Here is a 22,177-nt window from a genome sequence, read left to right on the forward strand (position 1 = left end):
GATAACGCATTTGCCGGCACGTCCACAAGCACATCTACCAGCTCAGCGACCAGCATCGATGCCACGCCCTGGCAGGTGCAGGAAGCGAGCCCGCGCTGGAACCCGCAACCCGCTGCCGGTGCGATGGCCGCCGGCGCGCCGCTGGTGCCCACCCTGCCCCCGGAATCTGCCGACAACCCCTGGCCGCTGGGCCGGGCCGTGGCGCAGATCCATGGGGTCTATATCCTCGCGGAAAACGCCCAGGGCCTGGTCATTGTCGATATGCATGCCGCCCATGAGCGCATCGTCTACGAGCGCCTCAAAAGCCAGCTCGATGACGGCGATGCCAGCAGCGCCATTGCCAGCCAGCCACTGCTGATTCCTGCGACCTTCTCGGCCACACCCGAAGAAGTGGCCACTGCCGAAGACCACAGCGAGACCCTGGCCCAGCTGGGGCTGGAGGTCGTGCCCTTCTCGCCCAAGACCCTGGCCGTGCGCGCCACGCCCACCACCTTGGCCCAGGGCAACCCCGTGGAGCTGGCGCGCAGCGTGCTGGCCGAGCTGGCGCAGCACGATGCCAGCACCGTCGTGCAGCGCGCCCGCAACGAGATCCTGGGGACGATGGCCTGCCACGGCGCCGTGCGCGCCAACCGGCAACTCACCATCGACGAGATGAACGCGCTGCTGCGCGATATGGAGCACACCGAGCGCTCGGACCAGTGCAACCATGGCCGGCCCACCTGGCGCCAGCTGAGCATGAAGGAGCTGGACGCACTGTTCTTGCGCGGCCGCTAAACCGCGCCCCAGCGCCCAGACCGAAAAAAAGGAAGCCGAGGCTTCCTTTTTCCATGTATGCAGCGGTATGCAGTGTTAGATCAGTGCGCTGCCGATGCCGCCTCCGATCCGCCGCCGCCCTGGCCCTTCTTGGGGCCCTTGGCCAGCCAGACCAGCGGGATCAGCAGCAGGAACAGCATCGACGAGGCCCAGAAAATATCATTGGCCGCCAGCATAAAGGCCTGCTGGTTGACCAGCTGGTCGACCCGGGCGAGCGCCTGCTGCAGCGTGAGCCCGCTGGCCTGCAGGCCTTGCACCACTTGCGCGGTGGGGCCATCGCCCAGGCTGATGTGCTCGACCAGTTGCGCATGGTGCAAGGTGGCGCGGCGCTCCCAAAGGGTAGTGGCGACCGAGGTACCGACGGCACCGGCAGTGATCCGCACAAAGTTCGACAGGCCCGATGCGCTGGGCATTTTCTCGGGCGGGATATCGCTCAAGGTGATGGTCATCAGCGGGATGAAAAAGCCTGCCATGGCCGCGCCCTGCACGATGGTCGGGATCATGATGGTCGTCAGGTCCACCTGGGTGTTGAAGCGCGAACGCATCCACATCACCAGACCGAACACGATGAACGAGGCCGTCGCATAGCGCCGGGGATCGACCTTGTGGATGGTCTTGCCCACCACCGGCGAGAGCACCAGCGCCAGCAAGCCCACCGGCGCCAACACCAGGCCCGCATCGGTGGCCGTGTAGCCCATGAACTGCTGCAACCACAAAGGCAGCAGCACCACATTGCCAAAGAACAGGCCATAGCCCACCGAGATGGCCAGGGTGCCCGCCCAGAAATTGCGGTTCTTGAACAGGCGCAGGTCCACCACCGGGTGCTTGTCGCCCAGCTCCCAGATCAGGAAGTACAAGAGGCCAACGACCGCAATCACCGCACAGGCGACCACCATCGGCGACTGGAACCAGTCGTGCTCCTTGCCGATATCCAGCATGATCTGCATCGCCGAGACCCAGACCACCAGCAGCCCCAGGCCAATCGCATCGATCGGCAAGGCCTTGCGGACCGAATCCCGGTTGCGGAAGATCGCCCAGGTAGCCCCCACGGACAGCATGCCGACCGGCACATTGATGTAGAAGATCCAGGGCCAGGACATGTTGTCGGTGATCCAGCCGCCCAGCAGCGGCCCCATCACCGGCGCGATCAGGGTCGTCATCGACCAGAAGGCCATCGCCGTGCCCGCCATCGCGCGCGGGTAACTGGCCAGAAGCAGCGACTGCGACAGCGGAATCATCGGCCCGGCGACAAAGCCCTGCAAGATACGGAACGCGATCAGGGTCGTCATGTTCGGGGCCAGGCCGCAAAGCCAGGACGAGATCACGAACAAGGTCACGCTGAGCATGAACAAGCGCACCTGGCCAAAGCGCATCGACAGCCAGCCGGTCAGCGGCACCGAGATCGCATTGGCCACGGCAAAGCTGGTGATCACCCAGGTGCCCTGGTTGGCGCTGACGCCCAGGTCACCGGCAATGGCCGGCAGCGACACGTTCGCGATCGAGGTGTCCAGCACATTCATGAACACCGCAGCCGAGAGCGCCAGGGTGCCGATGAGGCGCGCCGAGCCTTCGAGCGGCGGGTGGGGTAGCGAGGGATTGGAAGTTGCCATAACGCATCCTTGGGGCCGCCCAGCGGGCAGCCCTGGTCAAAAGAAGGGGCGCTTACAGCTTCTTGCCGGCATTGCTGGCGATCACTTGCGCAATCACCGCATCGGCGCCTTCGTCCTGCACGTCATAGACATTGGTCTGCACCAGCGGCTCCTTGCGTGGCACGTCGGCCAGCAGCTTGCCGTCCTGGTTCTGGATGTCCACATCGACCAGCATCGACAGGCCCACGCGCAGCGGGTGCTCCTGCACCTGCTTGGGATCGAGCGCAATGCGCACCGGCACGCGCTGCACCACCTTGATCCAGTTGCCCGTCGCGTTTTGCGCGGGCAGCAGCGAGAAGGCAGCGCCCGTGCCCACGCCCAGGCCTTCAACCGTGCCGCTGTACTCGACCTTCTTGCCGTAAAGGTCAGCCGTCATCTTGACGGGCTGGCCCAGGCGCAGGTTGCGCAGCTGGTTTTCCTTGAAGTTGGCCTCGACCCAGAGCTGGTTCATCGGCACCACGGTCATCAGCGGCGTGCCGGGGGCCACGCGCTGGCCCACCTGCACCGAGCGCTTGCCCACCACGCCCGAGACGGGCGAGACCAGCTCGTTGCGCTGCATCGCCAGATAGGCCTCACGCACCTTGGCCGCAGCGGTCAGCACATTGGGGTGGTCGTTCACGCTGATGCCTTCGGTCAGCGACTGGTTGCTGGCCAGTTGCTCGCGCGCCGTGTTGACGGCGGCCTGCGACGCATTGACAGCGGCCTGGGCGGCATCGACCTGGCTTTGCGCATGGCTCAGCTCTTCCTTGGATACCGCGCCATTGCCCGTCAGTGCCTGGCGGCGTTTGAGGTCGCTTTGCGCGCGCACCAGGTCGTTCTTGGCCTTGGCCACTTCGGCCTGGCGCTGCGCGATCTGCGCGGTGTAGGAGCCATTGTTCACATACAGGGTGCGCACCTGGCGCACCGCCTGGGCCAGGTTGGCCTTGGCCTGCTCGAAAGCCACCTTGGCATCGGCCGGATCCAGGCGCACCAGGGCCTGGCCTTCCTTCACATAGTCGGTGTCATCGGCCAGGATGGACTGCACGGTGCCGGCGGTCTGCGGCGCGATCTGCACCAGGTTGCCCTGCACATAGGCGTTGTCGGTTTCTTCGAAATGGCTGTTGACCATCCACTCATAGATGCCATAGGCGGCGCCCAGCACGATGACGAGGCCGGTCAGGCGCAGCAGCCATTTTTTGCGCGGCTGGGCTGCCGGTGCCTCAGGGGCAGCGGGCGCGGCGGAGGGAGAAGCGGAGGTGTTGTTGTTCGACATGGTATTGCGTAGCGAGTTATGTGACGAGAGGCTGGGCCTTCAAAGTCTTGCTTATGTGTGTTGCACGCGCGAGGTGGGCAGGTCAGCTCTTGGCGCTGTCCATCGGGGCGTTGGTCTGGGTGGGCGTGGTGCTGTCCGGGTTGGCGTTGCTGTCACTGCTGTGGATCTGCTCCTGGTAGCCACCACCCAGAGCCTGTGCCAAGGCGGCATTGCTCGACAGAATGCGGGCCTCGACATCCACCATCTGCTGGCGCTGGGTCAGCACATTGGTCTCGGCCGACAGCACATTCAAATAGGTGCCCAGGCCAGCGGCATAGCGCTGGTTGGCAATATCGAGCGCGCTTTGCGCGGCATCGGCGGCGCGGCGCTGCTCGGGCAGCTGGGCATGGGCCGAGCGGGCACTGGCGACCTGGTCGGCCACATCGTGCACCGCCGTGATCACCGCCTGGTTGTAGGCCTGCACGGCCAGTTCATAGTCGGCCGATTTGCCGCTCAGATTGGCACGCAGCCGGCCCGAGTCAAAGATCGGCAGGCTGAGCGCTGGGCCCACGCCCCATTCGCGCGCGCTGCCCTTGGCAAAGTTGTTGAAGCCGATGCTCGACAGGCCCAGGAAGGCCGTCAGATCGATATCGGGATAGAACTCGGCCTTGGCCTGGCGAATGCCTTGCTCGGCCGCTTCCACGCGCCAGCGCGCGGCCACAATATCGGCCCGGCGCCCCAGCAGGTTGGACGACAGCTGCGACGGAAAGCGCGGCAGGCTCAGTTGGGCGATCGGCGAAGCCACCAGTTCCTGGGCGCGTGCGGGCTGGCCCATCAACGCGGCCAGCGCGTTTTGTGCCAGCTGCTTTTGCTCACGCACTTGCAGCAGCTGCACCTTGGCCTGGGGCACGCCGCTCTCGCTTTGGCGCACTTCCAAGGTGGTGTCCAGGCCCGCGTCATAGCGGTCGCGCACCAGCTGCAAGGTGTGGGCGCGCTGGTCAATGGCGCGCACGGCCACCTCTTCCTGCGCCTGCAGGCGGGACAGCTGCACATAGGCCAGCACCATATTGCTGGTCAGCAGCACGCGGGCGGCGTCCATGTCGGCCTGGGCCGCGCGGGCCGAGCCCACAGCGGCATCGAGCGCTGCGCGGTGCTTGCCAAACAGGTCCAGCGACCAGCTGCCATTGATGCGCGCCTCGGCCGTGCTGTAGTTGTTGCCGGCCAGGGGCGGCGGAATCATGCCGTTGGCCGGCGCATGGTTGCGCGTGGCGCTGGCCTGGCCATTGAGCTGCGGGCCCAGGGCCGATTCACTGACCTGCGCCAGCGACCAGGCCTTGCGAATGCGCGCCTGCGCCGATTGCAGGTTGGGGCTGTCTGCCAGCGCGGTGTCGATCAGCGCGTTGAGCTGCGCATCGCCCAGGCCCTTCCACCACTGCGCATCGACCGGGGCCACGGTCGCGGCCTGGTCCGCCGCGGAAGGCTCAGTGAGCAAGCCCAGGGACTGCGGCGAGCGCAGCTGGGCATGGGTATCGATGCCGCGCATATCGGCGCATCCGGCGATGAACGTGGTGGCCGCCAGCGCAATGGCTGACAGGGCCAGCCGACGGTCGGCGCCCACAAATGAAAAACTGCTGGTCATAGTGCCCTCTCCTTGCCGGGCTGGTGTGCTGTGTTGTCGGAGTTATCGGAGTTATCGGTGGCGTCACTGGCGCAGCCATCGGGGGGCAGGCACATGTCCACCGACAAGGTGTTGGGCATGGCCTCATAGATGCGGCGCAGGTAACCGTGGAACTGGGTCAATTCATCGGGGGACAAGGGGCTGAGCGCGGCGCTGTTGACGCCCTTGACGATGTCGGGCACCTGCATCGCAGCGGCCAGGCCCTCGTCGGTCAACCGCAGGCTGACCACGCGGCGGTCGTCGGTGGAGCGTTCGCGCTCGATGATGCCCTTGTCCACCAGGCGGTCGACCAGGCGCGTCATCGCGCCCGGGGTCTGCAGGGTGCGGCGTGCCAGGTCGGCCGAGGTATGGGCCTTGCCGCTGGCCAGATGCAGCACCGGAATCCACTGCGCCTGCGTCAGGCCCAGCGGCTCCATGCGGCGGTCCACCTCCGCACGCACCACGGTGGAGATGATGCGCATCAACCAGCAGGGGAAATCCACCGGCCGGATGGCTTCAATCTCGGGAAAGCCGCCCGCCAGCGCTTCTTGCTCCTCGCCAGCAGACGCGGGATTTTCCTGGTGCGAATCGGTCATGCCGCAGGCCCTTTCTGAAATGGTTTACAAGGCAATGATTATCCAATCATTCATTGCCTAGGCAATTGTTGAAAAGGCAAAGACCACAATCGGCACACAGATTTTTGGCACTGCAGTAGCCGGGGTGACAACCAGCCATCACCCCCGCACAGCCCCATTTCAGGGCATGGCAGCCGGCCCGCAAAGCCGCTCGCGCCCTCAGAAAAGCACCAAAGCAGTGCAATCCACGGACTTATCAGGGTCATCGCATGTGGGTTTTATGCATTAACGCATGCACATTCGGCATAATGTCGGTTTTCGGCGCGATGGCGCACCATCGCTGTGCACACCTCGGCCCTCGCACAAAATCAGTGCAAGCCGGCTTTAGACCTTGAAAGTTTGTCCATGCAACACCAATCCCTGGCCCAGTTTCTCGCTTACGTCGAACAGCGCAACCCCGGCCAGCCCGAGTTCTTGCAGGCCGTGACCGAAGTCATGGAAAGCCTGTGGCCCTTCATCGAGAAAAACCCCCGCTACGCCCAACACAGCCTGCTCGAACGCCTGGTGGAGCCCGAGCGCGTGGTGAGCTTTCGCGTCAGCTGGGTGGACGACAAGGGGGTGGTGCAGGTCAACCGTGGCTACCGCATCCAGCACAGCATGGCCATCGGCCCTTACAAGGGCGGCCTGCGCTTCCACCCCTCGGTCAACCTGTCGGTGCTCAAGTTCCTGGCGTTTGAGCAGACCTTCAAGAACGCGCTGACCACGCTGCCCATGGGCGGCGGCAAGGGCGGCTCGGACTTCGACCCCAAGGGCAAGAGCGATGCCGAAGTGATGCGCTTTTGCCAGGCCTTCATCAGCGAACTGTTCCGCCATGTGGGCTCGGATACCGACGTGCCCGCCGGCGATATCGGCGTGGGCGGCCGGGAAGTGGCCTTCATGGCCGGCATGTACAAGAAGCTGGCCAACCGCGCCGACTGTGTGTTCACCGGCAAGGGCCTGGCCTTTGGCGGCTCGCTGATCCGCCCCGAAGCCACCGGCTTTGGCACCGTCTACTTTGCGCAGGAAATGCTCAAGACCCGTGGCAAGAGCTTCGAAGGCCTGACGGTCTCGGTCTCGGGCTCGGGCAATGTGGCGCAGTTCGCCATCGACAAGGCCATGGCGCTGGGCGCCAAGGTGGTGTCGGCCTCCGATTCCTCGGGCACCATCTACGACGCGGCCGGTTTTGACGGCGACAAGCTGGTCAAGCTGATGGACATCAAGAACAAGCAGTACGGCCGCGTGAGCGACTACGCCAAGCAAGTGCCGGGCGTGGAGTACTACGAAGGCCAGACCCCCTGGTTCATCAAGGCCGACGTGGCCCTGCCCTGCGCCACCCAGAATGAGCTGGAACTGGCCGATGCCCAGACCCTGATCAAGAACGGCGTGCTCTGCGTGGCCGAAGGCGCCAACATGCCTTGCACCATCGAAGCGGCCAAGGCCTTTGAAAAGGCCGGCGTGCTCTACGCGCCGGGCAAGGCATCGAACGCCGGCGGCGTCGCCACCTCCGGCCTGGAGATGAGCCAGAACGCGCTGCGCCTGAGCTGGCCCGCTGCCGAAGTCGACCAGCGCCTCTTTGAAATCATGGAAGGCATCCACGCAGCCTGCGTCAAGTACGGCCAGCGGGAAGACGGCTCGATGAGCTACATCGACGGCGCCAACATCGCCGGCTTTGTGAAGGTGGCCGACGCCATGCTGGCCCAAGGCGTGTTGTAAAAACGCCCGGGCATAGCGCCCGGTCAGCACCCACTGCACAATGCCCCCAGCGTTCAGCGCGCTGGGGGCTTTTTGCTGCGCGCCAGAACATCACAACGACAACCACAACGACAAGGTATGAGGGGCGGGCCATGGAGCAAGCGGACTTTATCCATCTGGTGCGCGAGAGCGAGATCGAAAGTGCCAATGACAGCGCGGCCTACCGGCGCAGCGTCATCCAGTTTGCGCTGCTGGGCTACTTCTGGGTGGTGGGCTGCCTGGTCCTGAGTCTGGCCATCCTCGCATTTGTCGTGACCCAGGCTGTGCGCGGCCAGTTTCGCGGCGGCTATGTGCTGGCGCTGGTGTTTGCGCTGGGCCTGCTGTGGACCAGCTTCAAGGCGCTGTGGACGGGCCCGGCCGACGAGCCCGAGGGCATTGCGATCACCGAGGCCGACGCTCCGGAGCTGTTCAAGGCGCTCGATCGCATCCGCCGCAAGGTCAAGGGTCCGGCCATCGATACCGTCTACCTGCAAGATGATTTCAACGCCGCCATCTGGCAGCGGCCCCGCTTTGGCATGCTGGGCGGCTCGGTCAACTACCTGATGATTGGCCTGCCGCTGCTGATGGCGCTCGACAAGGCCAGGGTGATGGCCGTGCTGGCCCATGAATACGGCCATCTGCGCGAGAACCACAACCGCCTCAGCGCCTGGGTGTACCGCTCGCGCCGCGCCTGGCTCAAGCTCTACTACAGCATGCGCGAGGATGACAGCCCGATGGCCGCAGCCACCCGCTCGTTCCTGAACTGGTACTTTCCGCGCTTTGCGGCCAAGACCTTTGCGATGGCCCGGCAGGACGAGTACGAGGCCGACCGCATCGCTGCGAAGCTGCTGGGGGCCGACGTTGCCGCTGCCACATTGACCGAGCTGGAGATCAAGGCCGCCTGGCTGAGCGATGCCTTCTGGGGCCAGCACTGGCGCAGCGCAGCCCAGCACCCGCTGCCCCAGGGGCCGTTCAGTGCCATGCAGGCCATGCTGCGCCTCAAGCCCGAGCCGGCATTCGCGCAACAGGCCCTGCGCCAGGCGCTCGCGCGGATCAGCGATGTGGACGACACCCACCCGGCCTTGCGCGACCGGGTGGAGGCCATCAGTGGCGAGCGCCCTGGCCTGCCCAGCTGGTCCACCAAAGGCGCCGTCAGCCTGCTGGGCCCCAAGGCTGCGGAATGGATGCAGCAATTCGACGCCCGCTGGTGCAAGGACAATGCCAGCACCTGGAAGCAGCACCATGCACGCATGGCGCGCTGGCAGCTGCACGCCCAGCAGCTGCGTGCCAATGCGGCCCACTCCAGCAATGCAGAGCTGATCGAGCGCGCGCGCATTGAGCGCATGCTGGACCGCCAGGCCCCCGTGCGCCAGCTCTACGAGCAGGTGCTGGCCCGTGATGCGCAGCACCCCGGCGCGCTGGCCGGACTGGCCGCCTGCCTGCCCACCAGCGATACTGCCTTGCAGCACAAATGCCTGGAGGCGCTGTGGCAGACCGCCCCCAGCTACCGTCCCTATGCCACGCGGGCAATGGTGGGCTTGCTGGAAGCCCAGGCCAAGCAAAGCAGCTACGACGCTGGCGCCATGCGCCTCTGGCGTGACCGCGCCCGCGAGGCCGAGCTGCAGCAGCAAAGCTTTTTCGACAGCTTGCAGCAAGCCCCTGTGTTCCAGGGCACGCGCGTGAACGACCTGAGCGCGTTCGAGCTGGCCGATCTGCGCGGCGAGCTGGCGTTGTTCAAGCCCATCAGCCAGGCCTGGCTGCTCAGCAAGCCAGACTCGCGCATGCCCGAGCTGCGCATCCATCTGCTGCTGGTGCAAGCACCTCGGCTGAATGAAGAACAACGCAGCGAGCTGCGCCGCGCGCTGTATGCCGATATCGACCTGCCCGGCATGCTGCTGGTGGTCTGCGTGGGCCCGGACGAGCCGGCCAGTGAAGAAGAGGCACGGCGTCACGCGCGCCAGCCCATTTACCTCGCCACCCTGTAAAACTTGCTTCAGGCCTGTATCGAAAACTCCCGCCAAGCCTGTTGGCATCGCTTTGGCCCTACACTGGCGGGCAGTCATCACTCCTGTATTGATAGCTGTCTGCGCCAGCCCCCATGCCTGCATGGGGCCCTGCGTGGCCAGCTCACCGCTTCTTCACCGTGCCATCCGCCGCAAGCTCTCCCCTCTGCCTGGGCCTGGCAGGCCCCACCGCCTCCGGCAAGACCGGCGCTGCCATTGCGCTGGCGCAGCAACTGGGCGCGGCGCGGCCCGTCGAGATCATCAGTGTGGACTCGGCCCTCATCTACCGGGGCATGGACATTGGCTCGGCCAAACCCAGCGTGCAGGAGCAGGCCGGTATTGTCCACCACCTGCTCGATATCCGCGACCCGCTGGACGCCTACAGCGCGGCCGAGTTTGTGCGCGATGCGCTGGCGCTGGTCGCGCAAATCCATGCGCGGGGCGGCATCAGCTTGCTGGTGGGCGGCACCATGCTGTACTTCAAGGCGCTAATGGATGGCATGGACGATATGCCTGCGGCCGACCCGGCGGTGCGCGCCGAGCTCGATGCCGAGGCCGCCCTCCATGGCTGGCCCCATATGCATGGGCTGCTGGCCCAGGTTGACCCGGTGACCGCGCAGCGTCTGGCGCCGGGCGACAGCCAGCGGGTGCAGCGCGCACTGGAGGTCTGGCGCATCAGCGGCCAGCCGCTGTCGCACTTCCATGCGCAGCAAAAGCGGCCGTCGCCACTGCTGCAGCTGGCGCCCAGTTTTCAGCTTTTCAGCCTGGAGCCCAGCGACCGCGCCTGGCTGCATGCGCGCATTGCGCTGCGCTACGACCAGATGCTGGCCCAGGGATTCTTGGCCGAAGTGCAGCAGCTGCGCGCGCGCGGCGATTTGCAGCTGAACCTGCCATCGATGCGCTGCGTGGGCTACCGCCAGATGTGGGAGATGCTCGACCGCTGCGCCCAGCAAGGCATTGCCGTGCAGACCGAAAGCGACGTGCCGCCCGCATTGTGGGCCGAGATGCGCGAGCAAGGCATTGCCGCCACGCGCCAGCTGGCCAAGCGCCAGATCACCTGGCTGCGCAGCATGCCCGCCCGCCAGGCGATTGCCTGCGATGCGCCGGGTGCGCTGGACCAATGGCTGCGCGCTGCCAGCGCCCGGCTCGCTGCTGCTGGCACCTAAACGCTGGTCCCCACCATGCCCACCCAACCGCAAGAGACCCGGCCGCCTGCGGGCAGCCGCATCGCCGAGCGCCTGGCCGGCGCGCATTTTCAGGATGCCTGGTGCATCCACACCACGCAGACCGGCGAGCCGGCGCTGGCCTATTTTCTGGCCGCCGTCGCGCGCACGCCGCGCTGGATTGAGTGGTGCATGCAGGCCCGCAACCGGGTGGGCCAACTGGTTGGGCTCAAGAACCTGGGCACCCTCTCCCAGATCGACCCGCAGCGGCCTGCCAGCGCCTACCAGCCGGGCGAGCGCGTGGGCGTTTTTACGGTGCTGGAGAACAGCGCAGCGGAGGCGCTGATCGGCGACAGCGACAAGCATTTGAACGTGGTGCTCAGCGTCCACCGCGCGCCTGTCGCCGGCCGCCAGGACCAGGTCGCCATCACCATCACGACGGTGGTGCATGTCCGCAACCTGCTCGGCCATCTGTACATGCTGCCGGTGGCGCCCATGCACCGGCGCATTGCACCTGCGGTGCTGGCCGCCTTGGGCCAGGCACAACCTGCCGCAGCCTAAGCGTTCGCAGCGGAGCGCGCAGGATCCGCACGCATCCAGTCGTGCGTGGCCCACCAGAACAGCAGCGCGGCGCCACTGACCACCGCACCCAGTGCGCACACACCCAGCCAACCCGCATAGGCATAGACGCTGGTGGCGCTGATGGCGCCCAGGCCGCTGCCTACTGCATAGAACAGCATGTAGACGGCCACCACCCTGCTATGCGCATCGCTGCTGCGCGCAAAGATCAGGCCCTGGTTGCTGACATGCAAGGCCTGGCCACCCAGGTCCAGCAGCACAATGCCCAGTACCAGGGCCGCTATCGCCCAGCGCGGATCGGGCAGCCCGCCCAAACCGGCCAAAGGCAACCAGGCCAGCAGCAGCGCCAGCAAGGCCCACAGCGATGCGCGCTGTGCCTGGCCCCTGTCCACCCAACGCCCCGCCACGGTGGCTGCCAAGGCCCCAGCAGCGCCCACCAGGCCAAACAGACCGATGGCGCTGTGCGAAAAACCAAAAGGCGCGGTGCGCAGCGGCAGCACCAGGCTGCTCCAGAAGATGCTGAACGCGGCAAACATCAATAGCGCCAGCACTCCGCGCACCTGCAGGACCCGGTCGCGCCGCAGCAGGCGGCCCATCGATGCCACCAGCTGGCGATAGCCTAGGCTGGATGGCCGATGCGCCAGCACCGGCAGCCACCACCACAGCGGCAAGGCCATCGCCAGCATCAGTGCTGCCGAGGCCATATAGACGCTGCGCCAGCCCCAGGCATCGCCCACAGCCCCCGCCAACACCCGCGCCAGCAGCAGGCCGATAAAGACCCCGCTCTGCGCGCCCCCCACGACCCGGCCCTGGGCATCGGGTGGTGCCGCGCTGGCGGCGTAGGCGATCAAGCCCTGGGTCATCGCCGTGCCGAGCAAGCCCACCGCCAGCATCGCCGCCATCAACCAGGGCGCAGACGGCGCCAAGGCTACTGCCAGCAGCGCCAACACCAGGGCCAGCACCTGCCAGGCCATCAAGGGCCGCCGGTTGACCCGGTCGCCCAAGGGCACCAGCAGCAGCAAGGCAAGCGCTGATCCCAGTTGCGTGGCGGTGATCACGCCGCCGACGGCGGCCAGCGGTATGCCCAGGTCCAGCGCCACCGCATCGAGCAGCGGCTGGGCGTAGTAGACATTGGCCACGCTGGCGCCAGCGGCCACGGCAAACAGCCCCACCAAGCCTGATGGCACAGCAGGACGCTGGACCTGCCGGCCCGGAATATCGACACAGGAAGAGGATGTCATCGAGTCATCACCAATCTAGTTTTAATTTAAAACCAGATGAATTCTAGGCATTCCAGTTTTAAAATGCAACTCGATTGGAAAAACTTGGAGAACACCGCATGACCCAGCACCAGCCCTGCCCCGTTGCGCGCGCCTTGGATGCCATTGGCGACCGCTGGTCGCTGCTGATCGTGCGGGATGCCTTTGACGGCGTGCAGCGCTTTGGCGATTTGCAGCGCAACCTGGGCATGGCACGCAATATCCTGAGCGACCGGCTGCGCAAGCTGGTGGATGCGGGCGTGCTGCAGACGCAGCCCGCATCGGACGGCAGTGCCTACCAGGAATATGCGCTGACGGCCAAGGGCCTGGGCCTGTTCCCGGTGGTGGTGGCGCTGCGCCAATGGGGCGAGGACCAGCTGTTTGCGCCGGGCGAGGCGCATTCAAGCCTGGTGGAAAAAGCCAGCGGCCAGCCGGTGGCGCGCATGCAGCCGCAGACCGCCGATGGCCAGGTGCTGGCGCCCAGTGCCGCGATGGTGCGCAAGCTGGGCTAACCGGGCCAACGACCGGCGACAGCTTACTTGCCGACCAGGTCGCTCAGCTTCTGGGCTTCGAACTCGGCTTCGCGCTGCGCATCGCAAGGCACGCAATCGCCCAGCTTGCTTTGCACCGACAGCTTCTCGATCGCAGCCCAGAGCATGGTGATTTGCTGCTCATGGCCGGCCGCACTGTCGATGATGCCGCGCATGGCCTTGGACAGCGGGTCGTCTTCCTGCGTCACGCCGTAGGCGGCGAACTTCTGCTCGGGCTGGGCCTCGGTCACATCGGCACTGGCGCCTTGGCGCGAGGCAATGATGCGGGCGGGAATGCCCACGGCCGTGGCGCCGGCAGGCACGGGCTTGATGACCACGGCATTGCTGCCGATCTTGGCGCCATCACCCACTTCAAAACCGCCCAGCACCTTGGCACCCGCAGCCACCACCACGTTCTTGCCCAAGGTGGGATGGCGCTTGGCGCCCTTGTAGAGCGTGGTGCCGCCCAGGGTGACGCCGTGGTAGATGGTGCAGCCATCGCCGACGACGGCAGTCTCACCGATCACGACACCCATGCCGTGGTCAATAAAGACATTGCGGCCAATCTGCGCGCCGGGGTGGATCTCGATGCCGGTCAGCCAGCGGGCCATGTGTGAGATGAAACGGCCGGTCCATTTGAATCCATGGTTCCAGCACCAGTGCGCAGGGCGCTGCATCCAGATCGCATGCAGACCGGGATAACAGGTGACAACCTCCCAACGGCTGCGGGCAGCAGGATCGCGGTCGAGGATGCACTGAATATCGGAACGCAGGCGGTCAAGCATGGAAACAATGGTTATATAAGTATTCGAGGGCCCGCCAGTCTAGCGTTTTGTGGCCTCGGCCGTACGCAGCATGGCCTTGGCAACACCTCTGAGGATATGGATTTCCTCCTGGGTCAGTTGCGCGCGGTTGAACATCTGGTTGAGCCGGGGCATCAGCTTCTTGGGCGCATCCAGGTCCAGAAAGCCGATCTCGGCCAGCGCCTGCTGCCAGTGCGCCAGCATGCCCGCCACCTGCTGCGCATCGGCCCGCTCGCCCCGCGCCGCCACATCGCTCACCCCATAGCCGCCCAGCGCCTGGCGCCAGTCATAGGCCACCACCTGCACGGCCGAGGCCAGGTTCAGCGAGCCAAAATCCGGATTGGTCGGAATCGACAGCGCCACATGGCAGCGGTACACATCCTCATTGGCCATGCCATAGCGCTCGCAGCCAAACAAAAAGGCCACGCCGCTCTCGCCGCTGGGGTTGGCGGCTGCGGCGTCGCTGGCTGCGGGGCTGCTGTCTTCCTCCAGCGGAACCGGCCCCGGCTGGGCCGCCAGCGCGCCCTGCAGCAGCAGCGCAAAATGCTCGCGCGGCGTGCGCGCGGGCGGGCCAAAGTCACGCGGGGTCATTGCCGTGGCGCAGAGGTGGCTCATGCCATCGAGCGCTTCCTCCACGGTGGCGACAATGCGGCAGTTGGCCAGCACATCCAGTGCGCCGCTAGCGCGCTGGATGGTTTCTTCCTTGCGCAGCACATTGCTCCAGCGCGGGCGCACCAGCACCAGGTCATCGAAACCCATGGTCTTGATGGCGCGGGCGGCGGCGCCCACATTGCCGGCGTGGCTGGTTTCGATCAGAACAAAACGGGTTTTCATAGACAGGTCGAGCAAAAATGGACATGCACCAGCGAAAAAAATCGACCGCAGGTACAATCTAGCCCCTATTGTCGCTGCCGCATCGCCGGCCGCGATCTACAAGCCGCTCTTGCCCCAGCGTTTCGCAGCGTTTTTGCTGCCCCACTTACGCCCACACAATTTATGTCGTCCTCCTCCCTGCACCCCATGCTCAACATGGCCATCAAGGCCGCTCGCGCTGCTGGCGCCATCATCAACCGTGCCGCGCTTGACGTGGAATCGGTGCGGGTATCGACCAAACAGGTGAACGACTTTGTGACCGAAGTGGACCAGGCCTCCGAGCAAGCGATCATCGAGACCTTGCTGACCGCCTACCCGGACCACGGCATCCTCGCCGAAGAATCGGGCAACGAATACGGCAACCCCCGCTCCAACCACATCTGGATCATCGATCCGCTGGACGGCACCACCAACTTCATCCACGGCTTCCCCGTCTACTGCGTCAGCATCGCGCTGGCCGTGAACGGCCGCGTCGAGCAAGCGGTGGTGTACGACCCCACCCGCAACGACCTGTTCACCGCCACCCGTGGCCGTGGCGCCTTCCTCAATGAGCGCCGCATCCGCGTGTCCAAGCGCACCCAGCTGCGCGACACCCTGATCACCACCGGCTTCCCCTTCCGTCCGGGCGACAACTTCAAGCAGTACATGGCCATGCTGGGCGATGTGATGCAGCGCACCAGCGGCGTGCGCCGCCCCGGCGCAGCGGCACTGGACCTGGCCTATGTGGCCGCCGGCTTCAGCGATGGTTTCTTTGAAACGGGCCTGAGCATCTGGGATGTGGCAGCAGGCTCGCTGCTGGTGACCGAGGCCGGTGGCCTGGTCGGCAACTTCACCGGCGAAGCCGACTTTCTGGAGCAGCGCGAAGTGCTGGCCGGCACGCCCCGCATCTACGGCCAGCTGGTGCCTATCCTGGCCAAGTACAGCAAGTTTGCCAGCGCGGGCGACAAGGCTGCCGTGCGCCAGGCGCTGAACGACGACGGCGCCGAGCCCGCTACAGACACCCCGGCCGAGCCCGACGCCGAGCAGGCCGAGTAAATCTCCGCGCTCCACTACGACAAAGCCCACAGGCCATGCCTGTGGGCTTTGTCTTTGGCCGATCAGAAAACCGACGGTCTATCAGTTGCCAAACACGATCTGGGCGATCACGCCAGAAGCAATGGCCACCAGCAGGTAGTCACCGCCATTCTGGATCCAGTGGTAGCCGCGCGGGGGCGAGCTCAGGCGGTGGCCGCGCCAGTCATTGACCACATAGCCATGCGCCCGGTACTGGGGCGGCACGCGCGAGCCCTTGACCCAGCGGTGGTCCGGCCCCGCGCCCCGGTGGTTGCGCACATCGGGCCGGTGCGAATCATGGCGGCGATCGGGCTGCGCATGGCCCCGGTCGTCATGGCGCTGCACATCCTGCGGCGGGCGCGGTTGCGCTTGCACGCCGACGGCGCCAGCCCCCATCGTAGCCACCAGTGCAGCGGCGGCGATACGGCTCATCCATGTTGTCGTTGCGTTTGTCATTGAGGACCTCCTATCCTTGTAGAGTACAAGGCAGAAACGCCTTGCTTGCAGCCCATGATGGCGCAAGCCTGAGGGCGAGGCGGTAGGAAACGGCCAGCTTTACCGAGATTTTCAAGGCGCTGCGATGGGCTTTACATTCGCATCGGGGTGTTAAATCTCTTCAAAGATAGCGGCGCTTGCCGCTGCGGTGCCTACCCGCGCCGAGAACTCCTTGCAGGGCGGATCTGCCAGATATTTCCTTGCGCTGCATGCGAGTGGCCGCCAACTTGATGGGCCAATTGCGTTAATATGCACACCCCACCCAGGCCGATGGCCCCCCAGCCAGCCTTGTATGATGCGCATAGCGGCCAGACGCACACAGGCGCAGCCACCCTGCCCCCTGGTGCCCCGCCGGTTGTGCCCGCCTTTATGGGCCCGGCGCCAACCCCATCACCCATGCCATGCCAAGTTGGATGCATACCAACCCATACCAATAGATGAGTTCAAACCCAATGGAAAATCCAACGCTGACAAAAGCCGATTTTTCATCGCATACCCCAATGATGCAGCAGTACCATGCTGCCAAAGTTGACCACCCCAACACCTTGCTGTTCTACCGCATGGGGGATTTTTACGAGCTGTTCTATGGCGATGCCGAGAAGGCCGCGCAGCTGCTCAATATCACCTTGACCCAGCGCGGCCAGTCGGCCGGCCAGCCGATTCCGATGGCGGGCGTACCCTTCCATGCGCTGGAGAACTACCTGGGGCGCTTGCTCAAGCTCGGCGAATCGGTGGCGATTTGCGAGCAGGTGGGCGAAGTGGGGGCCAGCAAGGGCCCCGTCGAGCGCAAGGTGGTGCGCGTGGTCACCCCCGGCACGGTGACCGACAGCGAGTTGATGAGCGACAAGGCCGAGGCCATGCTGCTGGTGGTGCACCAGGCCCAGCGCGCCCGCTGTGGCCTGGCCTGGCTCAGCGTCACCCAGGGCAAGATTTTTCTGGCCGAGTGCACGCATGAAGAGCTGCCCGCCTGGATTGCGCGCATCGCACCCAGCGAAGTGGCCTACAGCGCCGGTGCCTCGCAGCGCTTTGAGCAATCGCTCTACCAGCTGCGCAGCAGCGGCGTGCTGACCTGCCCGCTGGCACTGCGCCCCGACTGGCAGTTTGATGAAAAGCTGGGCGAGCGCAAGCTGCTGGAGCAACTGGGCGCGGCCAGCCTGCAGGCCTGGAACGCGCAGACCCTGTATGCCGCCCATGCGGCCGCTGGCGCGCTGCTGACCTATGCCGAGCACACCCAGGGCCGCAACCTGCCCCATGTGCAGAGCATCCATGTGGTGCGCGACGATGCGCTGATCGACCTGCCGGCGACCACGCGGCGCAATCTGGAGCTGGTCAAGACCTTGCGCGGCGAGGACGGCCCGACCTTGTTCTCGCTGATCGATACTTGCCAGACGGGCATGGGCAGCCGCTTGCTCAAGAGCTGGTTGCTCGAGCCCAGCCGCGATCGCAGCGATGCGCGCGCGCGCCTGGGCGCCATCGCCGTGCTGCGCGGCGACAGCGATACGCTGTCGGCCGCACCCTGGCAGATTCTGCGCACCGAGCTCAAGGGCGTCTCCGATGTGGAGCGCATCACCGCCCGCATCGCCCTGCGCCAGGTGCGCCCGCGTGAGCTCGTCGCACTGGGTTTGACCTTGCAAAAAGCGCAGCAGCTGGCGCGCAATGCCGCCGCACCTGCGCCTTTGCTGGGCGAGATTTTTGAAGCGCTGCAGCCGCCGCTGGAGGCGATGGAGCTGCTGATCCGTGCGATCGACCCCGAACCGGCCGCGCTGGTGCGCGATGGCGGCGTGATTGCGAACGGTTTTGATACCGAGCTGGACGAGCTGCGCGCGATCCAGACCAATTGCGACGCCTTTTTGCTGGACCTGGAGACGCGCGAAAAAGCGCGCACCGGCATCAGCAACCTGCGCGTGCAGTTCAACAAGGTGCATGGCTTCTATATCGAGGTCACCAGCAGCCACAAGGACAAGGTGCCCGACGACTACCGCCGCCGCCAGACCTTGAAGAATGCCGAGCGCTTTATCACACCCGAGCTCAAGACCTTCGAGGACAAGGCGCTGTCGGCCCAGGAGCGCGCGCTGCAGCGCGAGAAATGGCTGTACGAGCAGGTGCTCGACCAGCTGCAGCCGCATGTCAGCGCCCTCACCCGCGTGGGCCAGGCGATTGCCTCGCTCGATGCGCTGTGCGCGCTCGCCGAGCGCTCATTGACCCTGAACTGGTGCGCGCCGCAGTTTGTGCCCGAGCCCTGCATCGACATCGATGCCGGCCGCCACCCGGTCGTGGAAGCGCGCCTGGCCGAGACCTCCAATGCGTCCTTCATCGCTAACAACACGCGGCTGTCGAGCCTGCAGCGCCTGCAGATCATCACCGGACCCAATATGGGCGGTAAATCGACCTATATGCGCCAGGTGGCACTGATTGCGCTGCTGGCCAGCATGGGCAGCTATGTGCCGGCCACGCGCTGCCTGCTCGGGCCCATCGACGCGATCCACACCCGCATCGGCGCGGCCGATGACCTGGCCAACGCCCAATCCACCTTCATGCTGGAGATGACCGAGGCCGCGCAGATCCTGCACAGCGCCACGCCCAACAGCCTGGTGCTGATGGACGAGATCGGCCGGGGCACCAGCACCTTTGACGGCCTGGCACTGGCCAGCGGCATTGCCACGCAGCTGCATGACAAGACCAAGGCCCTGGCCTTGTTCGCCACCCATTACTTTGAGCTGACCGAGCTGCCGGCCAAGGCCAAACATGCGATCAACATGCATGTGGCCGCGACCGAGGCGGGCAGCGACATTGTGTTTTTGCATGAACTGCAACCGGGCCCGGCCAGCCGCAGCTATGGCGTGCAGGTGGCCAAGCTCGCCGGCATGCCCGCGCCCGTGCTCAGCCATGCCCGCCATGCACTGGCTGCGCTGGAAGCGCGCCAGCAGGCGGGCGACTCCCAGGTGGACCTGTTTGCCCAGCCGGCCTCGGCCGAGACCCCCACTCCCAGCGCCGTCGAGGCGCAATTGCGCGAGCTGCAACCCGATACGTTGACACCGCGCGACGCCCTCGATCTACTGTATTCACTCAAGCGACTCGCTGACAAGTCATGACCTATTGTGTAGCCATCAAGCTGAACGCCGGCCTGGTGTTCCTCTCCGACTCCCGCACCAATGCGGGCCTCGACCATATCAGCACCTTCCGCAAGATGATGGTGTATGAGAAGCGCGGCGAGCGCTTCATGGTGCTGCTGTCTGCCGGCAATCTGTCGATCTCGCAATCGGTGCGCGAGATTTTGCAGACCCAGCAGCTCGAAGACGAGAACGGCGGCCCGCCCATCACCATCTGGAACGCCAAGAGCATGTTCGATGCCACCCGCGTGCTGGGAGCTGCCGTGCGCCATATCCAGGAGCGCGATGGCAAGGCGCTCGAGCGCGCCGGCGTGGACTTCAACTGCAGCCTGGTGTTTGGCGGCCAGATCGCTGGCGAGAGCCCGCGCCTCTTTCAGGTCTACTCGGCCGGCAACTTTATCGAGGCCACGGCCGAGACACCCTACTTCCAGATTGGCGAGGCCAAGTATGGAAAGCCTGTGCTCGACCGCGTGCTGACGCCCAAGACCCCCCTCAATGAAGCGGCCAAATGCGCGCTGGTCTCGATGGACAGCACGCTCAAATCCAACCTGTCGGTGGGCCTGCCGCTGGACCTGGTGGTCTACGAAACCGACCAGCTCGCCTGCGACAACATCGCCTGCATCGACGAGTTCAACGAGTACTTCCGCATGGTGCGCAACACCTGGGGCGACAAGCTGCGCCAGGCCTTTGACAGCATCGACGACCCGCACTGGGACAGCGGTGACACGGCCGCATCCATCCAGCCGGACAACAGCGCCATCCGGCCGGTCAAAAAAATCACCAATTCAAATGTGATGCTCTAAAGCGGTAGTTGGTGCGGAGTGCGCCAGCCCTGCGCACAAACTATCAGCCATGCACCAGATTGGGGTTTTGCGCCAGCTGCTGGGCAATCGCGCGGCAGGTGCGCAGCAGCGGCTGGATATAGGCGGCCTGCACATCTTCGCGCTGGCGGAACAGCAAGGTGCTGACGCTGATGGCGGCCACGGGGCTGCCGTCCGGCCCCAGCACCGCTGCGCCAAAGCAGTAAATGCCCTCTTCATTCTCTTGCGCATCGGTGGACCAGCCGCGTTGGCGCACCGCGTCCACCTGCTGCTGCAGCGCCTGCGCATCGCCCACCGTCTGCGCCGTCAGCGGCGCATAGCTCAGCTCGGCCATCAGCGCACTGGCATCGCCGGGCGGCAGCGCGGCCAGGTAGGCCTTGCCCACGGCGGTGGAGTAGAGGTTCACGCTGGTGCCGATGCGCGATGACATCTGCACGGCGCTGTCGCTCTCCAACTTTTCGATATAGACCATGCTGTGGCCCGAGGGCACGGCGAAATGGATGGTCTCCTGCGTGGCATCGCGCAGATCACGCAACGCCTGGGTCGCTGCCATGCGCAGGCCCGAGCGGCTCCAGCTGCGGCTGGCCAGTTGTACCAGGCGCGGGCCCAGGGTCCAGCAGCGCGTGCTCCCCACTTCCACCAGCATGCGCTCGGCCTGCAGCGCCGCCACAATGCGGTGCACCGTCGGGCGCGGAAAACCCGTTGCCTTGGCCATCTCGGCAATGCCCAGCGGCTCGCTGCCATCTGCCACCAGCTGCAGCACGCGCATGAACTTGGAAAACGCTGCCGTGCCGGCAACACTGCTTTCAGAAGACGAAGTAGCCATGCGCCGTAGCATACCCCAGCGCAGCGGGGTTAGCGGTCGCCAGCTGCATGCACTGCGCGCTCTCCTGCCATTCGATGCATACCAAGGCCAAAGTATTCTTCTTTTCCATAGGAATGCGGTTCGATCCCTTCAACGGTGATGCCTTCCGAATCATCCCTACGGAAAATCCATAGCCAGCATCGCGGCAGACCGCTACCATGGCGCATTCCCCACGACACCACTTCCCGCCCGCCATGCGCTTTGACCTGCAAGACCTGCGCCTTTTTGTCCATACGCTGGAGTCCGGTACCATCACCCAGGGGGCAGAACGCTGCCATATCACCTTGGCATCGGCCAGCGAACGCATTCGCGGCATGGAGACGGTGCTGGGCGCGCCCTTGCTCCACCGCAGCAAGCGCGGGGTGACAGCGACCGAGGCGGGGGCCGTGCTGCTGCCCCATGCGCGCCGCATGCTGCTGCAGATGGAGCAGCTCGCTGGCGACATGCAGGCCTTTGGCCAGGGCCTGGGCACGCGCATCGAGCTGCTGGCCAATACCTCGGCGATCAGCGAGCACCTGATTGCGCCGCTGGGCGCCTTTATGCAGGCCAACCCGCAGCTGCGCCTGGAGCTGCGCGAATGCACCAGCGATGCGATTGCCCGCGCGCTGGTGGCAGGCGAAGCTGATATGGGCGTGCTCTCCAACGCCGTACCTGCAGGCAGCCTGCACACCCAGGTCTGGCGCGATGACCCGCTGGTGCTGCTGGGCACGACGCGCCTTTTGGCCGCCCTGCCCCAGGATGTGCAGCTGCACCACCTCAAGGACATTGCGCTCTTGGGCCTGCTGCCCCAGCATGCGCTGCACCAGCTGATGGCCGCGCAGGCGCTGCAGGCGGGCGTGGCGCTGCGCTACCGCGCACTGGCGCCGCACCTCGAAGCCCTGTGCGACTGGGTCGCGATGGGCCTGGGCGCTGCACTGGTGCCGCGCAC

18 protein-coding genes and 1 pseudogene are annotated in these 22,177 nt (G+C 65.5%); 10 read left to right on the top strand and 9 right to left on the bottom strand.

What is annotated here, in order from left to right; translation table 11 throughout:
- A pseudogene (locus tag H928_RS28570) lies at positions 1-774 on the top strand (DNA mismatch repair endonuclease MutL); the annotation flags it as partial.
- Between the two features lie 80 nt (positions 775-854).
- Here H928_RS28570 and H928_RS0117540 read toward each other — a convergent pair.
- From H928_RS0117540 to H928_RS30270, 4 genes are all read right to left on the bottom strand, one after another.
- Entirely contained in the window at positions 855-2,423 is a 1,569-nt protein-coding gene (locus H928_RS0117540) for a DHA2 family efflux MFS transporter permease subunit (RefSeq protein WP_021027661.1), read from the bottom strand.
- 52 nt (positions 2,424-2,475) lie between these two features.
- Positions 2,476-3,714, bottom strand: a complete 1,239-nt coding sequence (locus tag H928_RS0117545; protein WP_021027662.1) for an HlyD family efflux transporter periplasmic adaptor subunit — start codon at positions 3,712-3,714, stop codon at positions 2,476-2,478.
- An 82-nt stretch (positions 3,715-3,796) separates the two neighbouring features.
- Positions 3,797-5,332 carry an efflux transporter outer membrane subunit gene (locus tag H928_RS0117550; RefSeq protein WP_021027663.1) on the bottom strand — a complete coding sequence of 512 codons (1,536 nt, stop codon included), beginning with the start codon at positions 5,330-5,332 and terminating at the stop codon, positions 3,797-3,799.
- Positions 5,329-5,946 (bottom strand): MarR family winged helix-turn-helix transcriptional regulator, encoded by a 618-nt coding sequence (locus tag H928_RS30270; protein ID WP_021027664.1) that lies wholly within the window; start codon positions 5,944-5,946, stop codon positions 5,329-5,331. Before H928_RS30270 ends, H928_RS0117550 begins: the two co-directional genes overlap by 4 nt.
- Positions 5,947-6,330: 384 nt before the next feature.
- Here H928_RS30270 and gdhA point away from each other — a divergent pair, with 384 nt between their 5' ends.
- From gdhA to H928_RS0117575, 4 genes are all read left to right on the top strand, one after another.
- On the top strand, positions 6,331-7,677 hold the full coding sequence (gene gdhA / locus H928_RS0117560) for an NADP-specific glutamate dehydrogenase (RefSeq protein ID WP_021027665.1): 1,347 nt from the start codon (positions 6,331-6,333) through the stop codon (positions 7,675-7,677).
- Between the two features lie 131 nt (positions 7,678-7,808).
- Positions 7,809-9,680, top strand: a complete 1,872-nt coding sequence (locus H928_RS0117565; protein WP_021027666.1) for a M48 family metallopeptidase — start codon at positions 7,809-7,811, stop codon at positions 9,678-9,680.
- Positions 9,681-9,793: 113 nt separating this feature from the next.
- Positions 9,794-10,864, top strand: coding sequence for a tRNA (adenosine(37)-N6)-dimethylallyltransferase MiaA (miaA, locus tag H928_RS0117570; protein WP_021027667.1), 1,071 nt, complete (start codon positions 9,794-9,796; stop codon positions 10,862-10,864).
- Positions 10,865-10,879: 15 nt separating this feature from the next.
- Positions 10,880-11,422: a DUF2867 domain-containing protein gene (locus H928_RS0117575; protein ID WP_021027668.1), complete on the top strand. Its 543-nt coding sequence runs from the start codon at positions 10,880-10,882 to the stop codon at positions 11,420-11,422.
- Here H928_RS0117575 and H928_RS28580 read toward each other — a convergent pair.
- Complete coding sequence (locus H928_RS28580; RefSeq protein ID WP_084635865.1) at positions 11,419-12,681, bottom strand: MFS transporter; 1,263 nt, start codon at positions 12,679-12,681, stop codon at positions 11,419-11,421. The genes H928_RS0117575 and H928_RS28580 overlap by 4 nt on opposite strands.
- Before the next feature lie 98 nt (positions 12,682-12,779).
- On the opposite strand from H928_RS28580, the gene H928_RS0117585 reads away from it, so the two are divergent.
- The gene (locus tag H928_RS0117585) at positions 12,780-13,211 is read left to right on the top strand and encodes a helix-turn-helix domain-containing protein (protein ID WP_021027670.1); all 432 of its coding nucleotides are present in this window, start codon (positions 12,780-12,782) and stop codon (positions 13,209-13,211) included.
- Between the two features lie 23 nt (positions 13,212-13,234).
- Here the strand turns inward: H928_RS0117585 and cysE are convergent, their stop codons facing one another.
- Both cysE and H928_RS0117595 read right to left on the bottom strand, forming a co-directional pair.
- Positions 13,235-14,014, bottom strand: a complete 780-nt coding sequence (cysE, locus tag H928_RS0117590) for a serine O-acetyltransferase (RefSeq protein ID WP_021027671.1) — start codon at positions 14,012-14,014, stop codon at positions 13,235-13,237.
- Positions 14,015-14,053: 39 nt separating this feature from the next.
- On the bottom strand, positions 14,054-14,866 hold the full coding sequence (locus H928_RS0117595) for an RNA methyltransferase (RefSeq protein WP_021027672.1): 813 nt from the start codon (positions 14,864-14,866) through the stop codon (positions 14,054-14,056).
- Positions 14,867-15,028: 162 nt separating this feature from the next.
- On the opposite strand from H928_RS0117595, the gene H928_RS0117600 reads away from it, so the two are divergent.
- The gene (locus tag H928_RS0117600) at positions 15,029-15,940 is read left to right on the top strand and encodes an inositol monophosphatase family protein (RefSeq protein ID WP_021027673.1); all 912 of its coding nucleotides are present in this window, start codon (positions 15,029-15,031) and stop codon (positions 15,938-15,940) included.
- Positions 15,941-16,021: 81 nt separating this feature from the next.
- Here the strand turns inward: H928_RS0117600 and H928_RS0117605 are convergent, their stop codons facing one another.
- Positions 16,022-16,414 carry an RcnB family protein gene (locus H928_RS0117605; RefSeq protein ID WP_027011079.1) on the bottom strand — a complete coding sequence of 131 codons (393 nt, stop codon included), beginning with the start codon at positions 16,412-16,414 and terminating at the stop codon, positions 16,022-16,024.
- Positions 16,415-16,953: 539 nt separating this feature from the next.
- Between H928_RS0117605 and mutS the strand changes: the two genes are divergently transcribed.
- Both mutS and H928_RS0117615 read left to right on the top strand, forming a co-directional pair.
- Positions 16,954-19,545, top strand: coding sequence for a DNA mismatch repair protein MutS (gene mutS / locus H928_RS0117610; protein WP_021027675.1), 2,592 nt, complete (start codon positions 16,954-16,956; stop codon positions 19,543-19,545).
- Positions 19,542-20,366, top strand: coding sequence for a proteasome-type protease (locus tag H928_RS0117615; RefSeq protein WP_021027676.1), 825 nt, complete (start codon positions 19,542-19,544; stop codon positions 20,364-20,366). The genes mutS and H928_RS0117615 overlap by 4 nt, the downstream gene beginning before the upstream one ends.
- A 43-nt stretch (positions 20,367-20,409) precedes the next feature.
- On the opposite strand, the gene H928_RS0117620 is transcribed toward H928_RS0117615, so the two are convergent.
- Positions 20,410-21,210 (bottom strand): IclR family transcriptional regulator, encoded by an 801-nt coding sequence (locus H928_RS0117620; protein ID WP_021027677.1) that lies wholly within the window; start codon positions 21,208-21,210, stop codon positions 20,410-20,412.
- Positions 21,211-21,407: 197 nt separating this feature from the next.
- Here H928_RS0117620 and H928_RS0117630 point away from each other — a divergent pair.
- The coding region (locus H928_RS0117630; protein ID WP_148293214.1) for a LysR family transcriptional regulator at positions 21,408-22,177 on the top strand (770 nt) is incomplete at its 3' end.

The sequence above is a fragment of the Comamonas sp. B-9 genome, assembly GCF_000410635.1.
Taxonomy (GTDB): Bacteria; Pseudomonadota; Gammaproteobacteria; order Burkholderiales; family Burkholderiaceae_C; genus Comamonas.

Bases quoted from the DNA above. Each gene is read 5' to 3' on its own strand.
- H928_RS0117540 (WP_021027661.1), bottom strand. From the start codon at position 2,423: ATGGCAACTTCCAATCCCTCGCTACCCCACCCGCCGCTCGAAGGCTCG.
- H928_RS0117545 (WP_021027662.1), bottom strand. From the start codon at position 3,714: ATGTCGAACAACAACACCTCCGCTTCTCCCTCCGCCGCGCCCGCTGCC.
- H928_RS0117550 (WP_021027663.1), bottom strand. From the start codon at position 5,332: ATGACCAGCAGTTTTTCATTTGTGGGCGCCGACCGTCGGCTGGCCCTG.
- H928_RS30270 (WP_021027664.1), bottom strand. From the start codon at position 5,946: ATGACCGATTCGCACCAGGAAAATCCCGCGTCTGCTGGCGAGGAGCAA.
- gdhA (WP_021027665.1), top strand. From the start codon at position 6,331: ATGCAACACCAATCCCTGGCCCAGTTTCTCGCTTACGTCGAACAGCGC.
- H928_RS0117565 (WP_021027666.1), top strand. From the start codon at position 7,809: ATGGAGCAAGCGGACTTTATCCATCTGGTGCGCGAGAGCGAGATCGAA.
- miaA (WP_021027667.1), top strand. From the start codon at position 9,794: ATGCCTGCATGGGGCCCTGCGTGGCCAGCTCACCGCTTCTTCACCGTG.
- H928_RS0117575 (WP_021027668.1), top strand. From the start codon at position 10,880: ATGCCCACCCAACCGCAAGAGACCCGGCCGCCTGCGGGCAGCCGCATC.
- H928_RS28580 (WP_084635865.1), bottom strand. From the start codon at position 12,681: ATGACATCCTCTTCCTGTGTCGATATTCCGGGCCGGCAGGTCCAGCGT.
- H928_RS0117585 (WP_021027670.1), top strand. From the start codon at position 12,780: ATGACCCAGCACCAGCCCTGCCCCGTTGCGCGCGCCTTGGATGCCATT.
- cysE (WP_021027671.1), bottom strand. From the start codon at position 14,014: ATGCTTGACCGCCTGCGTTCCGATATTCAGTGCATCCTCGACCGCGAT.
- H928_RS0117595 (WP_021027672.1), bottom strand. From the start codon at position 14,866: ATGAAAACCCGTTTTGTTCTGATCGAAACCAGCCACGCCGGCAATGTG.
- H928_RS0117600 (WP_021027673.1), top strand. From the start codon at position 15,029: ATGTCGTCCTCCTCCCTGCACCCCATGCTCAACATGGCCATCAAGGCC.
- H928_RS0117605 (WP_027011079.1), bottom strand. From the start codon at position 16,414: ATGACAAACGCAACGACAACATGGATGAGCCGTATCGCCGCCGCTGCA.
- mutS (WP_021027675.1), top strand. From the start codon at position 16,954: ATGATGCAGCAGTACCATGCTGCCAAAGTTGACCACCCCAACACCTTG.
- H928_RS0117615 (WP_021027676.1), top strand. From the start codon at position 19,542: ATGACCTATTGTGTAGCCATCAAGCTGAACGCCGGCCTGGTGTTCCTC.
- H928_RS0117620 (WP_021027677.1), bottom strand. From the start codon at position 21,210: ATGGCTACTTCGTCTTCTGAAAGCAGTGTTGCCGGCACGGCAGCGTTT.